Consider the following 18,577-nt stretch of genomic DNA (forward strand, 5'->3'; position numbering starts at 1 on the left):
GGCACCGTCATGGCCGGTTCGACGCCCGATGCGCTCGCCATCCACCGCACCATCGATGCGGTGTGGCGCATCGAATCGGCCAGGATCATTGCCGGGCTTGCCCGCCTGCTGCGCGACGTGGGACTGGCCGAAGAGCTGGCGCAGGATGCGCTGGTCGCGGCGCTGGAGCAATGGCCCGCATCGGGTATCCCCGACAACCCGGCCGCGTGGCTCACGGCCACCGCCAAACACCGGGCCATTGACCGGCTGCGCCATCACACGCTGGCGGAGCAAAAACATGCGCTGCTGGCCATCGAGCTGGAGATCGAACACGAGCTGGCCCAGGCCGATGCCGAAGCCGCGCGCGAAGAGGCCATCGGCGACGATCTGCTGCGCCTGGTCTTCATTTCCTGCCATCCAGTGCTGCCGCACGAAGGTCGCGTGGCGCTAACGCTGCGACTGCTTGGCGGGCTGACCACGGACGAAATCGCCCGCGCCTTTCTGGTGCCCGAACCGACGGTGGCGCAGCGCATCGTGCGTGCGAAAAAGACGCTCGCCGCCGCGCGTGTGCCGTTTGAACTTCCCGAGCCGGATGCGTTGCCCGAGCGGCTTTCAGCCGTGCTGCAGGTGATCTATCTCGTCTTCAACGAAGGCTATGCCGCCACCACCGGTGACGACTGGACGCGCCCCACGCTATGTGAAGAAGCGCAGCGCCTGGGCCGCATCCTGGCAGGGCTCATGCCGGGCGAGCCGGAAGTGCTTGGCCTGCTCGCGCTGATGGAGTTGCAGGCCTCGCGCCTGCGTGCACGCGTGGGCCCCGGCGGCCGGCCCATCCTGCTCATGGAGCAGGACCGCAGCCGTTGGGACTACCTGCTTATCCAGCGCGGCTTTGCGGCGCTGGCACAAGCTGAAGCGTGCGGGCGCGGGCTTGGCTCTTATGGGCTGCAGGCGGCCATTGCGGCATGCCATGCAAGCGCACGCACCGCCGAACAAACCGACTGGACGCGCATTGCCGCGCTGTACGACGCACTGGCGCAACTCACGCCGTCGCCCATCGTCGAACTGAACCGCGCCGTGGCGGTGGCCATGGCGTATGGCCCGCAGGCAGGGCTTGAGATTGTCGATACGCTGCTGGCCGAACCCGCGCTGCGTAGCTATCACCTGTTGCCCAGCGTGCGCGCCGATTTTCTCGCGCGCCTCAACCGCCCGGAGGAGGCCCGCGCGGAGTACGAACGCGCAGCAGCGCTTGCACACAATCGGCAAGAACGCGCGCTATTGCTGGAACGCGCAGCCAACTGCGCCGCACCGGAGTAGTCCCCGCGCGGCACGCCGCTTGCTACTCAGATTGGCTTGTCGATAACGCGACAGCGGCGGAACCTTGATTGCGCCACGGTCGTCCATCCTGCGTGAACCGATCTTCGTCTTCCCTTCTCAGCATTCAGGCGCTGCGCGGCTTTGCCGCGCTGTATGTGGTGGTGTACCACTCCGGGCTCGCCCTGGCCCATGCCGACATCCCTGCCCTGGCGTGGCTGACCACGCATGTGATCAAGCGCGGGCATGTGGGTGTGGATATGTTCTTCGTCATCAGCGGCTTCATCATTGCGTGGGTCGCCGTTCTTGGCCCGAAGGGGCCTGAGCCGGCCGGCGAATTTCTCATCAAGCGTGCGTTCCGGCTTGTGCCGCCTTATTGGTTGATGTCGGTGCTGCACTCCACGTGGCTCAACCCGGTGTCTGCGGGCGTGCTGCTCACCTCGCTCGCGTTTGCGCCGCAGGCCAATGTGGATGCGCCGTACTTCGGATATCCGGCGCTATATGTGGGCTGGTCGCTCAACTACGAAGTGTTCTTCTATGCGTTGTGTGCGATCGGGCTGGCGCTGTTCGGGCGGCGGGCGCTTGGGCTGGTGGCACTGGCGCTGTTCACGACGACGATCATCGTGCCGTTCTGGCATAGCGGCGTCGTGCAGCGCAACCCGGAAGCACTGTACGACTGGGCAACACCGCTGCAGGCCATGGCAGCCAATCCGCTCGTGCTGGAGTTCCTGCTGGGCGCGGGGCTGGCGTGGCTGTATGCGGCGCATCGGCATCGCCTAACGCCGGTCTTCGCGCGGATGCTGATGGCGGTAGGCGTGGCAACGTTCGTGATGTCGGTCGTTGGCCCCGTTCCCAAGTTCGATCTGCTGGCCCGCGGGCTCCCGGCCGGCGCGTTGTTGATCGGCATGGTGGCCATGGAGCAATGCGGCGAGCTTCGCGTGCCGCGCGTCGCAGTCTGGCTGGGTGAGCTGTCGTACGCGCTCTACCTCGTACATCCCAGCGTGATCGAAGCCACGCACCGCCTGGTGGGCAGGCTGGCGCCAGAGTGGATCGGCACGCAACTGATGCTGTTTGCCGTCAACCTTGCGTTGACGCTGGTATTGGCAATGCTCCTGCATCGTTATGTCGAATTGCCGTCCATCGCTCTGGGCCGCCGCGCCGTCGACTGGATGCGCAACCGTCGACACGGCTCGCGTACGCACCTGGGTCAACAAGAATCTTGAGCAGCGACGCCTCTGCACCACCTGCACCACGTAACGCGATACCGATGCCGCTACCTGCTCTCCTCAAGCTGTCACGCTGAACATCAACGCCTGGATCTTGCCGTCGACTGGGCCCGCGCCGAACTGCGCCGTCAATGCATCGGTACATACGTCGGTGGCGTCGGCCAGAGCATCGGGGCCGAATGCCTCCAGTTCGCCGCGCACCGGCGTGCCCTGGCAGTACGCAATGGCAACCGCGCGCGCCGTGTCTGCCCGGCTGCGCGCTGGGACAACGTCGTACATGACCTCTGCGGTAAAGCCGCCCGCGCGCGCGTCGGCTTGAATCGGCACCGGATCGTAATGACCATGCGGCGTACGCGCCAGAAACATCGGCGGATTCTCGGGAAAGCGTTTCGCCAGCGCTTTCGTCACCACATTTGCAAAGTCGTTGTCTTCAATCCGGCCCCACACGCTCAGGAGCAGCTTGCCGCCCGGAGTCAGCACCCGCCGTGCCTCAGCAAAGGCCCTGGGCCGGTCGGGGAAGAACATCGCACCAAACTGGCAGATCACCAAATCGAAAGAGCCATCGGCAAACGGCAGTTGTTGGGCGGCGGCCTGCTGCCATGTCACGGGCCGGTCTGTGCCCACGGCGGCCGCGCGATCGAGCATCGGCGGGTTCAGGTCGGTCGCGACAATCTCCGTGGTTGCAGGCAGCGCACGCGCCAGTGCGCGCGTCACGGCTCCGGTACCTGCGGCAACTTCCAGCACGCGCTGCGGCTGACATGACGCCGCCCGTGCGGCCATGTCCACCGCATACGGCTCGAAGATCAATGGGACCAGCAGCGTGTCATACAGCTCGGGAATGGAGCCGGAGAAGACCTGATCGGTGCCATGCGCAGCCATCGTTCACCACCTTTGCCCGAATAGAGGGTTGGGCATGAATGGTTATAGTGCGGAACCGCGCGGCGGGCACTCCGCCAAGTCGACTAGATGACATGCCTGCCGGGGCATGAAGGGATCGGCAAGGCGCCGGATTATCCCCGCTTTCTGATGGCCGCGGCTGCCTGACGCGGCACGCGCCCCAGCGCCGGCTTGAGCACCGGTGCGTGGTCGCCGAGGAAGTCCCATAGCCGATTGGCGACGGGCCCGTGCGGCTGATCCCGCCGCCGCGCAACCGCCAGCTCCTGCACCATGCCAGGAAAATGCCGCCCCGCAATCGACAGCAATGTCCCTTCGCGCAATTCCGCATCGACCAGGAAACGCGGCAGATGCCCCCACGCCATACCGTGGAGGATCAGCTCTTTCTTCATCAATTGATCCGGCACGGCGCACTGCGGCGCCCCTTCGATAACGTAGTGGGATTGCTCCGGCGGGTTCCGCGCGGAATCATTGATGACGCATTGCATGAAGCGCTGCATCTGCTGCGGCGTAATGGATGACGTTATGGGAAACGGCAGAAAACCCGGCGCCACCACCGGCACCATGGCGATCTTGCCCAGATCGATCCACTCCATGCGCACGTCGCCCTTTGGCACGCGATGGACAATCAGGTCGGTATCGTCTTCCAGTAAGCGCTCCCACGGTCCGGTGACGGCTTCAAACTGCAATTGCAGGCGCGTCTGCGGGCACTGGCTGAAGAACTGGCTGAGCAATGCCAGCACGGGCTGCAGCGGGCACAGGTCACCCAGCACCACGCGTAGCTCGGCTTCCTCGCCCATCGCCAGCTGCTTTGCGTGGGTTCGCAGTTCATCGCTTTCGCGCAGCACGGACTGCACCTTGCGATGAAACGATCGCCCCGCTTCCGTCAAGCGCACACGATAGCCGCTGCGGTCCAGCAGACTCAAACCCACCTGCCCCTCCAGCTTGGCGACAGCCGCAAACACCGAAGGGTGCGAGCGATGCAACCGGTCAGCGGCCGCCTGAAAACTACCGCCAGTCACCACCGCATCAAAGCACTGCAGCTCGTGGAGCGTGAAGTTCTGCATTGTCGGCAAAACCTACAAAGTTCGTCAGAACTTCATAGTATCCACGAATCTCATCGGCTTCTAGGATGACGACATCCCAACCGTTTCAACCGTCTTTTTCAGGAGCCCATCATGACCAACCGCAACGACCTTTCCTTCATCACCACCGGTGACGGCACGCGCATCGCCTACCGCTTCGACGGCGCGGCGGACAAGCCCGTCCTGCTGCTGTCCAACTCCATCGGCACCGACCTGCGCATGTGGGACGTGAGCGTGCCGCGCCTGGCCGAACACTTTCATGTGCTGCGCTACGACGCGCGCGGCCATGGCGCTTCGGATGCACCGGCCGGCGCATATTCGATCGATCGGCTCGGACGTGACGTGGTGGAACTGCTTGATGCGCTGGGCATCGAGCGGGTGCATATGCTGGGGCTGTCGTTGGGCGGCATCGTGGCGCAGTGGCTGGCGATCCATGTTCCGGAACGCATTGACCGGCTGATCCTGTCCAACACTGCCGCGCATATCGGCCCGACGCAGTATTTCGATCAGGCCATCGCCGAGCTTCAGCAGGCGGCCGACATGCAGACAACGACCGAAACACTCCTGCGCAACTGGTTTCCAGCACGCATGCTGGAGGCACGCGACCCCGCCGTTGAGCCGTTCCGCCGCACGCTGCTGGCAACGCCGCGCGAGGGCATCATCGGCGGGTGGACGGCCGTGCGCGATGCCGACCTGCGCCGCACGATCACGCTGATCACGCATCCGACGCTCGTCATTGCCGGCCAGCACGACACCGTGACGTCCGCCCGTCACGGCGAGGAAATTGCCGCCGCCATTCCAGGAGCGCAATTGCACATGCTGGACACCGTGCACCTGGCCAACGTGGAGCTGCCGGACGCATTTATGGACGCTGTGCTGGACTTCCTGGCCGTGCACGAAACGGCTTGATACATCGACGCGGCATCGACACGCGGCAACCCAGCCGGTTAACATGGCGGCCATCCAACCGATGTGCCGCCAGCCATGTCCCGCGTCAAGAACGAAGACGAATTCGAGCTGCGCCGCGAAAGCGTGCTCGACACCGCCGCCGAAGCCTTTGCGGCCGACAGCTACCCGAGCGTGTCGATGAACCAGCTTGCCGCTGCGTGCGGCGGCTCCAAATCGCGCCTGTATCACTACTACGAAGGCAAGGAAGCCATCCTGTTCGACCTGCTCGACCGCTACACGCGCCGGCTGGCCGATCTGGTTGAACGCGCCGAGAGCGACGCGCGGCACGCCAAGCTTTCGGCGCGTGCCACGCTGCATCTGCTGGTCCGTACCTTCCTGGCCGAATACGCCACGTCGCGCACCCGGCATGTGGCTTTGCTCAATGACGTGAAATACCTGGCGCCGGAGCAGCGCGACATCGTGCTCGCGCGCGAGCGGGACGTGGTGGCGGCCGTGGGCCGGCAACTTGGCGCGGCTTACCCGGACAAGGTGGATGAAGCCAACCGCACGCCCATCACGATGATGCTGTTCGGCATGATGAACTGGACATTCACCTGGCTCAAACCTGACGGGCCACTCTCGTATGAGGGCTATGCGGAAATGGTGATCGACATGCTGGAAAACGGGCTGAGCGGCTCAGGCGCCAGAAAAGGTTGACGTTCACCGCTCGTCATAGCTGACCACCACGCGCTGCGTAAGCGGCCGCGCCTGGCAGGTCAGCACAAACCCCTGCTGGATTTCCCAGTCTTCCAGCGTGAAGTTCTTGTCCATCTCCACCCGGCCTTCCAGCACCTTGGCGCGGCACGTACAGCACACACCGCCCTTGCACGCATAGGGCAAATCGAGCCCCGCGTTCAACGCGCTGTCGAGCACCTTGGCGTCGCCCGCCATGGGCACTTCGTGCGATTTGCCATCGAGCACAACCTTGAGCGCGACATCACCCGCCACTGCGGCATGCCTGCGGGGCTTGGGCGCCGACGACGCATCGCCCACCGGCACGCCAAAGCGCTCGGCATGCACACGCTCGCGCGGCACCCCGCGCTCCAGCAGCGCCGCTTCCACCGCATCGATCATCGTCGAGGGGCCACAGATAAAGGCGGCATCAATATCGTCGGGCGGGATCAGCGTGTCCAGAAAAGCGTGCACCTTCGCGCCGTCGAGCCGCCCATTGAACAGCGCGATCTCCTGCGCCTGGCGCGACAACACGTGATACAGCGCGAAGCGATCGAGGTAGCGGTCTTTCAGGTCTTCGAGCGCCTCGCCAAAGATGATGCTGTCGACGCTGCAGTTGCCGTAGACCAGGGTGAAGCGGCTCTGCGGCTCCGCAGCCAGCGTCGTCTTGATGAGCGACAGGATCGGCGTGATGCCGCTGCCGGCCGCAAAGGCGACGTAGTGGCGCGCGCTTTCGGCCGCCAGCGGTACGTAGAAGCGGCCGTCCGGCGGCAGCACATCAAGCGTCTGGCCGACGCGAATGCGGTCGTGCAGGTGGTTGGAGAAGACCCCGGCATCGACACGCTTGACCGCCACACGCAGTTCGCCGTGCGCGTCATAGTCCTGCACGGCGCAGCAGATGGAATACGAACGCCGCAGTTCTTCATGTCCGGGCAATTGGCCCGGCGGCACGCGCAGCGTCAGGAACTGGCCCTGCGTAAAACGGTACGCATCGCGCAAGTCATTCGGCACGTCAAAGCGCACGGAAATCGTATCGGCCGTCTCGCCGCGCACTTCGGCAACACGCAAGGGGTGGAATTGCGGGGTCATGGCGGTCGTGCCCTGTGGGCTCAGTAAGGCTTGAAGTAGTCGAACGGCTCGCGGCACGCGCGGCAGCGGTACAGCGCTTTGCAGGCAGTTGAGCCGAAGGCGGAAATGAGCGCCGTATCGTGCGACCCGCATTGCGGGCAGGCGATGTGCTCGGCCTGCGCGGGACGCGTGAGACGAATCGGGCGAGCGCCATCCATTTCGGCCACATGTGCCGGCGGCGCGATACCAAAGGCGTGCAGCTTGCGGCGCCCTTCAGCGGTAATCCAATCCGTCGTCCATGCCGGCGACAGCACCGAGTGCACGCGATACGCACCTACGTCTGCCGCCTGCAATGCGCGGCTCACATCATCGGCAATCTGCTCCATGGCCGGGCAGCCGGAATACGTGGGCGTGATCGTTGCCACCAGTGTGCCGGCCTCATCGAGCTGCACATCGCGCAGGATGCCAAGCTCGGCGAGCGTGACCACGGGAATTTCGGGATCGGTCACGGCCTCCAGCGCGATACGCGCGCGGTCCACCCGCTCGCTTACCACGATGCCCCCGGAAACTGGCGCGCCAGCCCCTGCATCTCGGCCAGCAGATAGCCCATGTGCTCGGAATGCACGCCGTGCTTGCCGGTGCTGACGTAGGGACCGGGCTCAGGCCAGCGCAGCGTGGCCTCGTCCAGCGCGTCACGCACGGTGGCTTCCCACGCGTCGCGCAGGTCAGCCGGACGCACGCCGATGCCGGCTTCGGCCGCGGCCGTTTCAACGTCGTCCGCGGCGAAAAATTCGTTCGTGTACGGCATCAGCCAATCGAGCGCGGCCTGCGCACGTGCATGCGATTCCTCGGTGCCATCACCGAAGCGCACAAGCCAGTCGCGCGTATGGGCCAGGTGGTAACGCATCTCCTTCACCGATTTGGCGGCAATGGCAGCCAGTTCGGTATCGGTCGAACGCGTCAACGCTTCCCATAGCGGCACCATCAATGCGGCGTACAGGAAATGGCGGACGACGGTGACGGCATAGTCGCGCGCGACTGCGGAGGTCGCCACCATCGGCCCCGCATGCGGCAACTCCAGCAGCGTGTAGTTGCGGAAAGCGGGCTCCGCACGCCAGTAGGCGTAGTCGTCCTCGGTGCGCGGCGTACCGGTGAACGTGCCTTCGATCTGCCCTGCGTGCGTGTAGAGCAGCCGCGCCTGGCCGATCAGGTCAAGACTCAGGTTGGACAGTGCGATGTCTTCTTCCAGCACGGGACCATGGCCAGTCCATTCGGCGTTGCGCTGGCCGAGGATGAGCGCGTTGTCGGCCAGACGAAGGATGTATTGCAGATGCGCGTCGGAAGTCATGACCGCGGCTCACATGTGGTTGACTTCATCGGGCAGCCGATAGAACGTCGGGTGCCGATAGATCTTGTCGGCCATCGGGTCGAAGAGCATCGGCTTGTCGTCAGGTTCGCTGGCGGTGATGGCTGCCGACGGCACAACCCAGATCGAGACGCCTTCCTGCCGGCGCGTGTAGACATCGCGCGCCATCTGCAGCGCCTGCTTGGCGTCCACTGCGTGCAGGCTGCCGCAGTGCTTGTGCTCCAGGCCCTGCTTGCTGCGGATGAACACTTCCCACAGCGGCCATTCGTGTTGATGCATGGTGGGCTCCTTCCGGTTCAGGCAGCTTGTTGGTTGGCGGCGGCGCGTTCGGCCTGCTTGCGCGCATAGGCGAGCGCTGCTTCGCGCACCCATTCGCCTTCCTCGTGTGCGCGCTTGCGCGTGGCGAGGCGCTCGCGGTTGCACGGGCCGTGGCCGTCCAGCACGCGCTTGAACTCGGACCAATCGAGCGGCGAGAAATCGTAACGGCCGCGCGCTTCGTTCCATGTAAGGCCCGGGTCGGGCAGCGTCACGCCGAGCACGCGCGCCTGTTCAACGGTGGCATCGACAAAGCGTTGCCGCAGATCGTCGTTCGAGATGCGCTTGATGCCCCAGGCCATGGTCTGCGCGCTGTTGGGCGATGCAGTATCGGGCGGCCCGAACATCATCAGCACCGGAAACCACCAGCGGTTGACGGATTCCTGCACCATGTCGCGTTGCGCCTGCGTGCCGCCCATCATCGTCAGCAACGATTCATAGCCCTGACGCTGGTGAAACGATTCTTCCTTGCAGATGCGGATCATGGCGCGCGCATACGGGCCGTATGAGCAACGGCACAGCGGCACCTGGTTCATGATGGCCGCGCCGTCGACCAGCCAGCCGATCACGCCCACGTCTGCCCAGGAGAGCGTCGGGTAATTGAAGATCGACGAATACTTCGCGCGACCTTCGTGCAGCGCGTCGATCATCTCGTCGCGCGAGCTGCCGAGCGTTTCCGCGGCGGAATAGAGATAGAGGCCGTGGCCCGCTTCGTCCTGCACCTTGGCCAGAAGGATGGCCTTGCGCTTGAGCGACGGCGCCCGGCTGATCCAGTTGCCCTCGGGCAGCATGCCCACCACCTCGGAATGCGCGTGCTGGGAAATCTGCCGCAGCAGCGTCTTGCGGTACGGCGCAGGCATCCAGTCTTGCGGCTCGATTTTTTGGTCTGCGCCAATTCGGGCGTCAAACCGCGCCTGCAAATCGGCTTCGCCTTGAGAGGCGGCCGCCAGCTCCTGCTCCGTGGGCAGACCGCCAGGCTGGTCGAGGCTTTGGGTGTACATGCGATCCTCCGGCCGCTTTCTGGGCATGTGCACGGTGCATCATGCGCGCCGTGTTTTGGATGGATCGATTATAAACCGTCCGACCGGTCGGTCAATAAAGGATTTCACCGCATGCCTCGTGTGAGACATGCGGTGCGCTCCCTTCCTCGGGTCCTTTCTCGGTGGCTCAGATTGGCGCTGCCGACGATGCGTCGCCCTGCGCCGCTCCGTGCGCGCGCGTGCGCACGAACACGCCCGCCAGCACCGAGCCGAGCAATGCTGCAACCGCCCCCAGCAGGAACGCGAGGTGATAGCCGCCATTCAGCGCGGTCGTGACATCGGCCCCTGCCGCAGCCAGACCTTCGGTGCGCCCGGCAGCCAGACTTGCCAGGATGGCGAGGCCCAATGCGCCACCCATCATGAACGAGGTGTTGACCACGCCCGACGCCAAGCCCGATTCATCCGGCGCCACATCGCTCATGGCGGCCAGCAGCACCGGGTTGAATGCCACACCGGCGCCCAAGCCCAGCAATAGCATGCCGGGCAGCACGTCCAGCACAAAGCTGCCGCCCGCAGGCGCGCGCGCAAACAGCACCAGCCCAATGCCTGCCACCAGCAAACCCACCGAGAGCGGCGCGCGAATGCCAAAGCGCATCACCAGCTTGGCCGACAAACCCAGCGAGAACACCGCCATGATGATGTTGGCCGGCAGGAAGGCCAGCCCCACCTGCATGGCGCTGTAGCCGAGCACGCGCTGCATGTACAGCGCCGAGATGAAGAACCACGCGAACATCGCCGCCGCCCACAACACGCCCACCACGTTGGCCGTAGCCACGTTGCGCAGAGCAAACATGTGCAGCGGCATCAACGGATGCGACACGCGAGATTCAATGATCAGGAACGCGATCATCAGCGCAATGGCCATGCCCAGCTGCGTTAGCGTTTGCGTGGAGGTCCAACCGGCTTCATTGCCATGCACGACGGCGTACACCGCCAGCATCAGCGACGCGGTCACGGCAATCGCGCCTGCCACGTCCAGCTTCGTGCGATCGGCCAACGGCTTGCCCGCAGGCAACAACGCGACGCAGGCGGCATACACGGCCACGCCAATTGGCAGGTTGACCAGGAAGATCCAGTGCCAGCTCAGCGTGCTCGTCAGCAAGCCACCGAGCAACACGCCGATGCTGCCACCGCCCGCACACACAAAGCCGTAGATGCCCATCGCCTTGGCGCGATCTGCCGGCGAGGTGAACAGGTTCATGATCAGCGACAGCGACACCGCCGACACCACCGCGCCGCCCAGCCCCTGCACGGCGCGCGCGGTAATGAGCAGCCCTTGCGAATTCGCCAGCCCGCACGCAGCCGATGCCAGCGTGAACAGCGTCAGCCCCAGCAGGAACAGCTTGCGATGTCCGAACAGGTCACCCAGCCGGCCACCCAGCAACAGGCAGCCGCCAAAGGTCAGCATGTAGGCGTTGACGACCCACACGAGCGAGGTTTCAGTAAAGCCCAGGTCTGCCTGGATGGACGGCAGCGCAACGTTCACGATGGTCGTATCCAGCACGATCATCAGCACGCCCAGGCAGAGCACGATGAGGGCAAGCCAGCGCTTGCGTTCGTCGATGCCATGCGTCATGGAGTCACTCCTATGATTGGCCGCCGCGCCTGAATGTTGCTCAGGATTGCGCAGCCGATTTGAGGTTGGCGAGACCGGCTTCAAAGTCCTTGCCGATCATCGCGTCCATACTGAAAAACAGACCCATCATCTTGGAGATGAATGGGCTCGGGCCATACATGGCCCAGGTGACGTGCGTCACATCGCCGGCAGGCTTGAGCGTGAATTCCGCCGTGTTGCGCGCTTCGAACGGTTTCAAAAAATCCAACTGAATCTGGATGCGACTGGGCGACGTTGAATCGACGATCTCCATGCGCCCCGCCCCAACTTCCCGCGAGCCATCCCACGCATAGTTCGCGCCCTTGCCATTGGCGGGACCGCCATAGGTGCGCTTCATCGCGGGGTCACGCTTTTCCCACGGAGACCAGGCCGTCCAGCGGTGGAAATCGTTGATCAGGGCGAACACCTTTTCAGGCGCCGCCTTGATGTCGATCTCGCGCTGCACGCGGAAGGTATTCGGGCGGGTGGCGGCAAAACCCAGCACAGCAGCAATCGCGACGGCTATGACGATCGCAATGATCTTCAGCATGAAGAGCGCTCCAACAGATGGGGGCAGCAGGTGAAAGGACGCCTTTGCGCACGCCATGCAAAGGGTCGCGGCCAGAACAGCCGGTCGTCACCCAGGGGGTGATTTCGTTGATATTGGTAAGGCCCCGGTGATCGCGCAGTCTAGCACCGGACCATCGCCCTGCACCAAAGCGGGCGTCCTACGATTTTGCGTAGAACGGCCACCGCCCGGTGGCCGTTTGCACATGCATTGCAGCCATTACATCGGCTTGGGCGCAATCACCATCCACGTGATGCCAAAGCGGTCGGTCACCATGCCGAACGCGTTGGCGAAAAACGTTTCGGACATCGGCATCGTGACTTGGCCGCCGTCGCCGAGTGCCTTGAATGTGCGCTCGGCCGCGGCGTTGTCGGGCACGCTGACTGACAACCCGAAACCCTTGAAATCTGTCTTGCCGCCGGCCATGCCATCAGAGGCAAGAATCTGGGTTTCGCCCACGCGGAAGGCGGCGTGCATCACCTTGTCGAGCGGCGGTGCCATGCCGCCGCATTGCTCGGCGGTGGGCTGCGCGTCCTTGGGCGCATCTTTGTAGTGCATCACCACATCGACCTTGGCGCTGAGCGTCTTCTTGTAGAACTCCAGCGCTTCTTCACAACGACCTTCGAAGAACAGATACGGTTGAACTTGCATCACAACTCCTTGGGGTGGACTTGGGGGACTGCAAAGCCGCGCATTGCGCCACGCGGTCGGGGAAAACGTCGCTCAGCCGCACGCCGGTTCAGGCACCGGCATCGGCACTGAGGCATGCTCGTGTACGACTTGCCAATGGCCATCGCGCTTGCGGAAACACACGGTGGCGCGCGTCTGCGCATCGTGCTTCGCTCCGTCGCGATAGCGCGCACGCAGGCGATTCACGCTGAAGCAATAGGCCAGATCGCCGCTCACCTCAAGGTGCAGCTCGGTGAATTGGAAATCAGCCTGGCCCTCAAGCGCATCGAACCAGCTTTGCCAGTTGCGACGGTATGCATCGACGCCCTTTACAAACAGCGGCGGCATCACATCGAACACCACAACATCGGGTGCGTAATGACGCATAACGGCGTCGATATCCTTGGCGCGAACGGCGGCAGCCCATGTGTCAATCAACGTGCGCAGTTGGACCTCGTCATTCGCTGGGGTGATGGCAATCGTCATGTTGACCTCCCAAGAATCTGTCGCACTAAAGGCTTGGAAATTTGCGTCACAGCGCCTAGGGTTGAATTGTGAACACTGTCCACAAACGATAGCAGACATAATGGACGGTGTCCACATAGAACTTGCGGAGTTGCATTGCATGACCCAGGAACCGCCTCGACCACCCGTGCGCACCACGTATCGCCATGGCGACTTGCGACGCGCGCTGCTCGACGCCGGCACTGAACTGGCGCGCGCCGGCGGGCCTGACGCCATCGTGCTGCGCGAAGCCACGCGCCGCGCGGGCGTGGTGCCGAATGCCGCCTACCGGCACTTCGCGGGGCGACAGGACTTGCTGCAGGCCGTCCGGGCAGAGGCATTGGCCGCGTTGGCGCGGGCCATGGAAGCAGAGTTGGATGCCATCGACCCGACGTGGCCCGAGGATGCGCGCGCACGTGCGTCGCTACGCGCCATCGGCGTGGGTTATCTGCGGTTTGCGCAGACGGAGACCGGCCTCTTCCGCACGGCCTTTGCGGTACCTGATGAAGTGGAAAACGATGCGGACCCCGCCAAGGCGGGCAATAGCGGCCTGAACCCGTTCCAGTTGCTGAGTCTGGCGCTGGACCGGATGACCGCTGCCGGCGTACTGCCGGCCGAACGCCGCCCGGGTGCCGAATACCTCGCATGGTCGGCCGTGCATGGGCTGGCCCTGCTCATCATCGATGGGCCGTTGCGCGGGCGCCCGCCCGAGCAGACCGGCGCCATTGCGTTGCGTGTAGTGGAAATGGTGGAAAACGGGCTGTAGAGACTGCTGGACCGCGGGTCGATGGAATATTGCTCGCACCCGAAGTGTTTACCATCAGCACAGGCCACACACCGGAGAACCACCATGCAGATGCGACCAGGCAGATGGATCGGCGCCGCCGCGCTCGTGCTGAGCGCATGCGCGTCGCTCTCGCCGATCCAGACGGCGCAAAAGATGATCGGCCAGCCCGAAAGTGCCGTACGCGAGACCTTCGGCGTCCCCACCGAGACGTACCAGTTGGCAGGCGGCACGCACCGCTGGATCTATTCCAAGCAGCCGATGGGGCATGAAGTCTATGCCGCAGACTTTGACGCGAGCGGCAAGCTCACCAACTTCCGGCAGATGCTGACTGAAAAGGAAATCTACGAAGCCCGGCCCGGCGTCTGGACCAAGCGTGATGTGGCGGAGCGCTTTGGCATGCCGCGCGAGCCAACGCAGTACTACCCGCTGATGAAGCGGGAGGCGTGGTCATACCGGATGTACGTCCTCGGGTATCAGCAGGCGCACTTCAACGCCCTCTTCGACGACAACGGCGTGCTTGATCGCACCATGATCGTCGTGGACCCGCTTGGCGGCGACCACCATAGCCGCAAGTGATAACAAGCCCGGCCGGCGCATTGCACGCCAGCCGGGCCTCAGTGCTTAGCTCAGTGACTAGCCGAGCGCAGAAGCAATGGCCTGCGCGAGTTCGTTCGCTTCAAACTTGGCGACGTAGCCGTTGGCGCCGACGCGGCGCACGTGGTCTTCGTTGGCCGAGCCCGACAGGGACGAGTGAATCACCACCGGAATCGACTGGAATGCCGGCTCGGTTTTGATCTTGCGTGTGAGCGTGAATCCGTCCATCTCGGGCATTTCCAGATCGGTCAGCACCAGCGCGATCTTGTCGCGCACAGTTTTGCCTTCGCGGGCCGCATCGCGTGCGATGTTCTGCAGCGTGTCCCACGCTTCCTGGCCGCTCTTGGTCATCACGTACGGTGTGCCCATCGCTTCCAGACCGTTGGCGATGAGCGAGCGCGCGAGGCCCGAGTCATCCGCCACCAGCAGCTTGGCACCCGGCGGCAGCTTGATCGGACGCTCGTCATTGTCGGGCGCCAGATCGGTACGGCGGGTCGGGAACACATCCACCAGAATCTGTTCGACGTCGATCACCTGTGCCAGACGCGAGTTGTCGGCGTTGCCGTCAAGGCGCGCCAGGCTGGTGATGTTGCTGCTGCCCACGCTCGCCTCGGCCGGGAAGATCTGGCTCCACTCCAGGCGCACGATCTCGTCCACTTCTTCCACCGCAAAGCCTTGGGTGGAGCGCGCATATTCGGTAATCAGCAGGATGTTGGCATTGCCGTTTTTGGTGCCGATCACGCTGGCGAGGTCAATCACGGGAATGATCTGGCCGCGCACATTGACCGCGCCCAGGATATGGGCGCCGGCATCCGCCACATGCGTCACAGGCGGCATGACCATGATCTCGCGCACCTTGAACACGTTAATGCCGAACATCTCGCGCTGATTGGAGCGCGCAGATTCGCCCAGGCGAAACAACAACAGTTCAAAGCGGTTGTTGTTCGTCAGATTGGTCCGTTCATCGACTTCGTGCTGCGACATTGTCTTCCCCCGTTCAAGCACACGTTATGTGGCGGTAAACGGCACGGCATTTGGCAACTTGAAGGGTTTCGCGAATGTGAAGGCCATGCCCTTCCAGCGTGGGGAAACAAAAGCCTAGGCAACCTTTACGTGGGCGACCAGGAAATCCAGAAACGCTCGAACGCGCGCCGGCAGATGTGCCCCTTGACCGACATAGACGGCGTGGATGTCTTCGGTCTCGCCCGGGTTGTAATCCTCCAGCACAGGGACGAGACGGCCCGCATCCAGATCGGCGCGCACCTGAAACTCGGCCAGACGCGCCAAACCCAGCCCGGCGACCGCCACGGCGCGCAGCGCCTCGCCATCGCTGATCTGCGTGTTGCCGTGTGGGGTGAATTCTGTGCGGCGACCCCGCTTGATAAAGGGCCAGGCGTTGGCGGCCCGCACATAGCTGAACGTCAGGCAGTTGTGGCTTGCCAAATCGGCCGGCGTTCGCGGCGTGCCGGCGCGGGCCAGATAGGCGGGCGATGCCACCACCATCAAGCGCGTCTGCCCCAGCTTGCGCGCCACCAGCCGAGAACTCTTCAGCGGGCCGCTACGCAGCGCAACATCGGTGCGGTCTTCCAGCAGGTCGACCACGCGATCCGTGAGCGCAATGTCGAGCGACACCTCCGGATGGCATGCCAGAAACGCCGGCACGATCGGCAGCAGCAGATGCGTGCCGACCGGCACATTGGAATTGATGCGCAAGCGCCCTGAAGGCTGCGCCCCGGCGGAAGCCTCACGCTCGGCCTCGTCCAGATCGGCCAGTACCGTCACGCTGCGTTCATAGAACGCCATGCCCTCGGGCGTGAGCCGAAAGCGCCGCGTGGAACGGTTCACCAGTCTCGCGCCCAGTCGGGCTTCCAGCCGTGCCACCAGTTTGCTCACCGCCGACGGCGTCATCCGGCAGGCGCGCGCCGCGGCAGAGAAGCCGCTCTCTTCCACGACCCGCACGAAAACTTCCATCTCGCCAAAGCGATTGACATCAAGCCGCGACATTGTGATTTCAATTCATAGATGTTGTGCTTGTAGGCAGTCTATCGCACAGATTCGATCGTTCTCATACTCGTTGCCATTGCCCTTGCCATTGATGCTCCGGGCTCAATCCCAACACCAACATGACTGCACAGAACAAAGTCGCGCTCGTCGTGGGCGCACAGGGCGTGATCGGCCGCAACCTGATCGAGCACCTCGCCACATTGGACGACTGGCGCATCGTGGGCCTGTCGCGTCGCGGCGGTGAATCGACAGAGCACATCCGGCACATCGCCGTCGACCTGCTCGACGCGGCTGACACGCGCATCAAGCTCGGCGCACTGGGCAACGTCACCCACGTCTTCTACGCCGCGTACCAAGACCGTCCGACCTGGGCCGAGCTGGTGCCGCCCAACCTCGCCATGCTGACCAACGTGGTCGACGCCATCGAAGCCGCGTCGCCCCACCTCGCGCACATCAGCCTGATGCAGGGTTACAAGGTCTACGGCGGTCACCTCGGGCCTTTCAAAACGCCGGCGCGCGAAACCGATGCGCACTTCATGCCGCCTGAATTCATGTTCGATCAGCAGACCTTTCTGGAAGCGCGCCAGCAGGGCAAGGCCCGGACGTGGTCGGCCATCCGCCCGTCGGTGGTGGGCGGCTTCGCGCTGGGCAACCCGATGAATCTGGCGGTGGCCATTGCCGTGTATGCGTCGATCTCGAAAGAGTTGGGCCTGCCGCTGCGCTTTCCCGGCAAACCCGGCGCATATGATCACCTGCTGGAGATGACCGATGCCGGTGTGCTTGCCCGCGCCACCGTGTGGGCCGCCACTGACCCGCGCTGCGCCAACCAGGCTTTCAACGTCAACAACGGAGACCTGTTCCGCTGGAGCGAAATGTGGCCCAAGATCGCCGGTTACTTTGCGTTGGAAGTCGCCCCGCCACTGCCTTTGTCGCTCGACACCGTCATGGCCGACAAGGCGCCGCTCTGGCAAAGCATGATCGCCAAACATGATTTGGCGAACACGCCCTACCGCGATGTGTCTTCGTGGCGCTTTGCCGACTTCGTCTTCTCGTGGGACTACGACATGTTCGGTGACGGCTCCAAGGCACGCCGCTTTGGTTTTCACGAATACGTGGAGACAGAAGCGATGTTCGTGCGCATCTTCGACGACTTACGCCAGCGCAGAATCATTCCGGGGTAGAGCATCCGGATGCCTGCGCCGCAGCGGCGCACTGGCCGATCCGGCTAGGGAGATGTCCCGACTCGGGTTTCCTCAGGAAGGGTCGATATAGTGAAGGCGGGGCGGTAGCTCATGGGTCGAGCGGCGGCGGTTTACCGGCGCAGGCAGGCAGGTTCAAATCCTGTACGCCCCACCATCTGATGATTTATTGAGGAACAACAAAACTCAAGAATCGCGGTATTACCAAGCTTTTCGGGCGATTTTCGCCTGCTGTCGTCCATTGCCATTCGTTGGCAGCGCGACAATTCTGCGGGCAACATTGGGGCAACTTTGGTCCCCGAAAATGAGTTGCCCCCAAATGTCACTAACTGATATCGCAATCCGAAATGCCAGGCCGGCCGACAAGCTACAACGCCTGTTCGATGGCAACGGCCTCTACCTCGAAGTGTCGCCCTCTGGCGGCAAGTGGTGGCATCTCAAAGATCGGATCGACGAGAAAGAAAAGCGCAACAAGTTCACCTGACTGGTGGGCAAGAAGCTCGCTGGCTAGGTCATTGTTCACGTCGACCAGACCGGCGAGTCAGACGCCAACTTTCTCTCTCGCCTGGAGAAAGAGTTCGACGCCATTGCGACCGTCAAAAACGGCACGCTGCTTTTCATCCCCGCCGGCGAGCCGGCCAGCGGTTCGCGCCTGCTGCTGTCAACCGTCGACATCACCCGCGCGTCGGGCGGTGCGCATACATTCAGCGTTACCGATCGGGAGAACTACAACGGTGCGAAGGCGCACTATCAG

Annotated in this window: 20 protein-coding genes, 1 tRNA gene and 1 pseudogene; 9 read left to right on the top strand and 13 right to left on the bottom strand. The window is 63.6% G+C overall.

Going from position 1 to position 18,577, the window contains the following annotated elements; translation table 11 throughout:
* Positions 1-9 precede the first annotated feature (9 nt).
* Positions 10-1,293, top strand: coding sequence for an RNA polymerase sigma factor (locus tag ACEN9T_RS03485; RefSeq protein WP_413706439.1), 1,284 nt, complete (start codon positions 10-12; stop codon positions 1,291-1,293).
* A 92-nt stretch (positions 1,294-1,385) separates the two neighbouring features.
* Positions 1,386-2,513 carry an acyltransferase family protein gene (locus tag ACEN9T_RS03490; RefSeq protein ID WP_413706440.1) on the top strand — a complete coding sequence of 376 codons (1,128 nt, stop codon included), beginning with the start codon at positions 1,386-1,388 and terminating at the stop codon, positions 2,511-2,513.
* A 63-nt stretch (positions 2,514-2,576) separates the two neighbouring features.
* Here ACEN9T_RS03490 and ACEN9T_RS03495 read toward each other — a convergent pair whose 3' ends face one another.
* Together ACEN9T_RS03495 and ACEN9T_RS03500 are read right to left on the bottom strand one after the other, a co-directional pair.
* Positions 2,577-3,395 carry a class I SAM-dependent methyltransferase gene (locus ACEN9T_RS03495; RefSeq protein WP_413706441.1) on the bottom strand — a complete coding sequence of 273 codons (819 nt, stop codon included), beginning with the start codon at positions 3,393-3,395 and terminating at the stop codon, positions 2,577-2,579.
* Between the two features lie 131 nt (positions 3,396-3,526).
* On the bottom strand, positions 3,527-4,477 hold the full coding sequence (locus ACEN9T_RS03500) for a LysR family transcriptional regulator (RefSeq protein ID WP_413706442.1): 951 nt from the start codon (positions 4,475-4,477) through the stop codon (positions 3,527-3,529).
* A 111-nt stretch (positions 4,478-4,588) separates the two neighbouring features.
* Here ACEN9T_RS03500 and pcaD point away from each other — a divergent pair, with 111 nt between their 5' ends.
* A complete protein-coding gene (gene pcaD, locus ACEN9T_RS03505) occupies positions 4,589-5,404 on the top strand; it encodes a 3-oxoadipate enol-lactonase (protein ID WP_413706443.1) in 816 nt (271 codons plus the stop codon).
* 75 nt (positions 5,405-5,479) lie between these two features.
* Positions 5,480-6,100: a TetR/AcrR family transcriptional regulator gene (locus tag ACEN9T_RS03510; RefSeq protein WP_092971214.1), complete on the top strand. Its 621-nt coding sequence runs from the start codon at positions 5,480-5,482 to the stop codon at positions 6,098-6,100.
* A 3-nt stretch (positions 6,101-6,103) separates the two neighbouring features.
* On the opposite strand, the gene paaE is transcribed toward ACEN9T_RS03510, so the two are convergent.
* From paaE to ACEN9T_RS03555, 9 genes are all read right to left on the bottom strand, one after another.
* A complete protein-coding gene (gene paaE / locus ACEN9T_RS03515) occupies positions 6,104-7,204 on the bottom strand; it encodes a 1,2-phenylacetyl-CoA epoxidase subunit PaaE (RefSeq protein ID WP_413706444.1) in 1,101 nt (366 codons plus the stop codon).
* A gap of 20 nt (positions 7,205-7,224) precedes the next feature.
* Positions 7,225-7,737: a 1,2-phenylacetyl-CoA epoxidase subunit PaaD gene (gene paaD / locus ACEN9T_RS03520; RefSeq protein ID WP_413706445.1), complete on the bottom strand. Its 513-nt coding sequence runs from the start codon at positions 7,735-7,737 to the stop codon at positions 7,225-7,227.
* On the bottom strand, positions 7,731-8,531 hold the full coding sequence (gene paaC, locus ACEN9T_RS03525) for a 1,2-phenylacetyl-CoA epoxidase subunit PaaC (protein ID WP_413706446.1): 801 nt from the start codon (positions 8,529-8,531) through the stop codon (positions 7,731-7,733). The genes paaD and paaC overlap by 7 nt, the downstream gene beginning before the upstream one ends.
* A 9-nt stretch (positions 8,532-8,540) precedes the next feature.
* Positions 8,541-8,828: a 1,2-phenylacetyl-CoA epoxidase subunit PaaB gene (gene paaB / locus ACEN9T_RS03530; protein ID WP_004635034.1), complete on the bottom strand. Its 288-nt coding sequence runs from the start codon at positions 8,826-8,828 to the stop codon at positions 8,541-8,543.
* Between the two features lie 17 nt (positions 8,829-8,845).
* Positions 8,846-9,865: a 1,2-phenylacetyl-CoA epoxidase subunit PaaA gene (paaA, locus tag ACEN9T_RS03535; RefSeq protein WP_092971211.1), complete on the bottom strand. Its 1,020-nt coding sequence runs from the start codon at positions 9,863-9,865 to the stop codon at positions 8,846-8,848.
* 166 nt (positions 9,866-10,031) lie between these two features.
* On the bottom strand, positions 10,032-11,480 hold the full coding sequence (locus ACEN9T_RS03540) for a DHA2 family efflux MFS transporter permease subunit (protein WP_413706447.1): 1,449 nt from the start codon (positions 11,478-11,480) through the stop codon (positions 10,032-10,034).
* Between the two features lie 40 nt (positions 11,481-11,520).
* The gene (locus tag ACEN9T_RS03545; RefSeq protein WP_413706448.1) at positions 11,521-12,048 is read right to left on the bottom strand and encodes an SRPBCC family protein; all 528 of its coding nucleotides are present in this window, start codon (positions 12,046-12,048) and stop codon (positions 11,521-11,523) included.
* Between the two features lie 237 nt (positions 12,049-12,285).
* On the bottom strand, positions 12,286-12,717 hold the full coding sequence (locus tag ACEN9T_RS03550; RefSeq protein WP_092971208.1) for a VOC family protein: 432 nt from the start codon (positions 12,715-12,717) through the stop codon (positions 12,286-12,288).
* A 72-nt stretch (positions 12,718-12,789) separates the two neighbouring features.
* Positions 12,790-13,221 (bottom strand): YybH family protein, encoded by a 432-nt coding sequence (locus ACEN9T_RS03555; protein ID WP_413706449.1) that lies wholly within the window; start codon positions 13,219-13,221, stop codon positions 12,790-12,792.
* A 139-nt stretch (positions 13,222-13,360) separates the two neighbouring features.
* Here ACEN9T_RS03555 and ACEN9T_RS03560 point away from each other — a divergent pair, with 139 nt between their 5' ends.
* Together ACEN9T_RS03560 and ACEN9T_RS03565 are read left to right on the top strand one after the other, a co-directional pair.
* Complete coding sequence (locus tag ACEN9T_RS03560; protein WP_413706450.1) at positions 13,361-14,005, top strand: TetR/AcrR family transcriptional regulator; 645 nt, start codon at positions 13,361-13,363, stop codon at positions 14,003-14,005.
* Between the two features lie 84 nt (positions 14,006-14,089).
* Positions 14,090-14,602 carry a hypothetical protein gene (locus ACEN9T_RS03565; protein WP_092971205.1) on the top strand — a complete coding sequence of 171 codons (513 nt, stop codon included), beginning with the start codon at positions 14,090-14,092 and terminating at the stop codon, positions 14,600-14,602.
* A gap of 57 nt (positions 14,603-14,659) precedes the next feature.
* On the opposite strand, the gene ACEN9T_RS03570 is transcribed toward ACEN9T_RS03565, so the two are convergent.
* Positions 14,660-15,604: a chemotaxis protein gene (locus tag ACEN9T_RS03570; RefSeq protein WP_092971204.1), complete on the bottom strand. Its 945-nt coding sequence runs from the start codon at positions 15,602-15,604 to the stop codon at positions 14,660-14,662.
* 114 nt (positions 15,605-15,718) lie between these two features.
* The gene (locus ACEN9T_RS03575; RefSeq protein ID WP_413706451.1) at positions 15,719-16,624 is read right to left on the bottom strand and encodes a LysR family transcriptional regulator; all 906 of its coding nucleotides are present in this window, start codon (positions 16,622-16,624) and stop codon (positions 15,719-15,721) included.
* A gap of 119 nt (positions 16,625-16,743) precedes the next feature.
* On the opposite strand from ACEN9T_RS03575, the gene ACEN9T_RS03580 reads away from it, so the two are divergent.
* The 3 genes and pseudogenes from ACEN9T_RS03580 to ACEN9T_RS03590 all read left to right on the top strand — a co-directional run.
* Positions 16,744-17,805 (top strand): SDR family oxidoreductase, encoded by a 1,062-nt coding sequence (locus ACEN9T_RS03580; protein WP_413706452.1) that lies wholly within the window; start codon positions 16,744-16,746, stop codon positions 17,803-17,805.
* A 98-nt stretch (positions 17,806-17,903) separates the two neighbouring features.
* Positions 17,904-17,980: transfer RNA gene (locus tag ACEN9T_RS03585), tRNA-OTHER, on the top strand.
* A gap of 162 nt (positions 17,981-18,142) precedes the next feature.
* Positions 18,143-18,292: pseudogene (locus tag ACEN9T_RS03590) on the top strand (Arm DNA-binding domain-containing protein); the annotation flags it as partial.
* Positions 18,293-18,577: the final 285 nt, after the last annotated feature.

This window comes from Ralstonia sp. Ralssp110, from assembly GCF_047325135.1.
Taxonomy (GTDB): domain Bacteria; phylum Pseudomonadota; class Gammaproteobacteria; order Burkholderiales; family Burkholderiaceae; genus Ralstonia; species Ralstonia mojiangensis.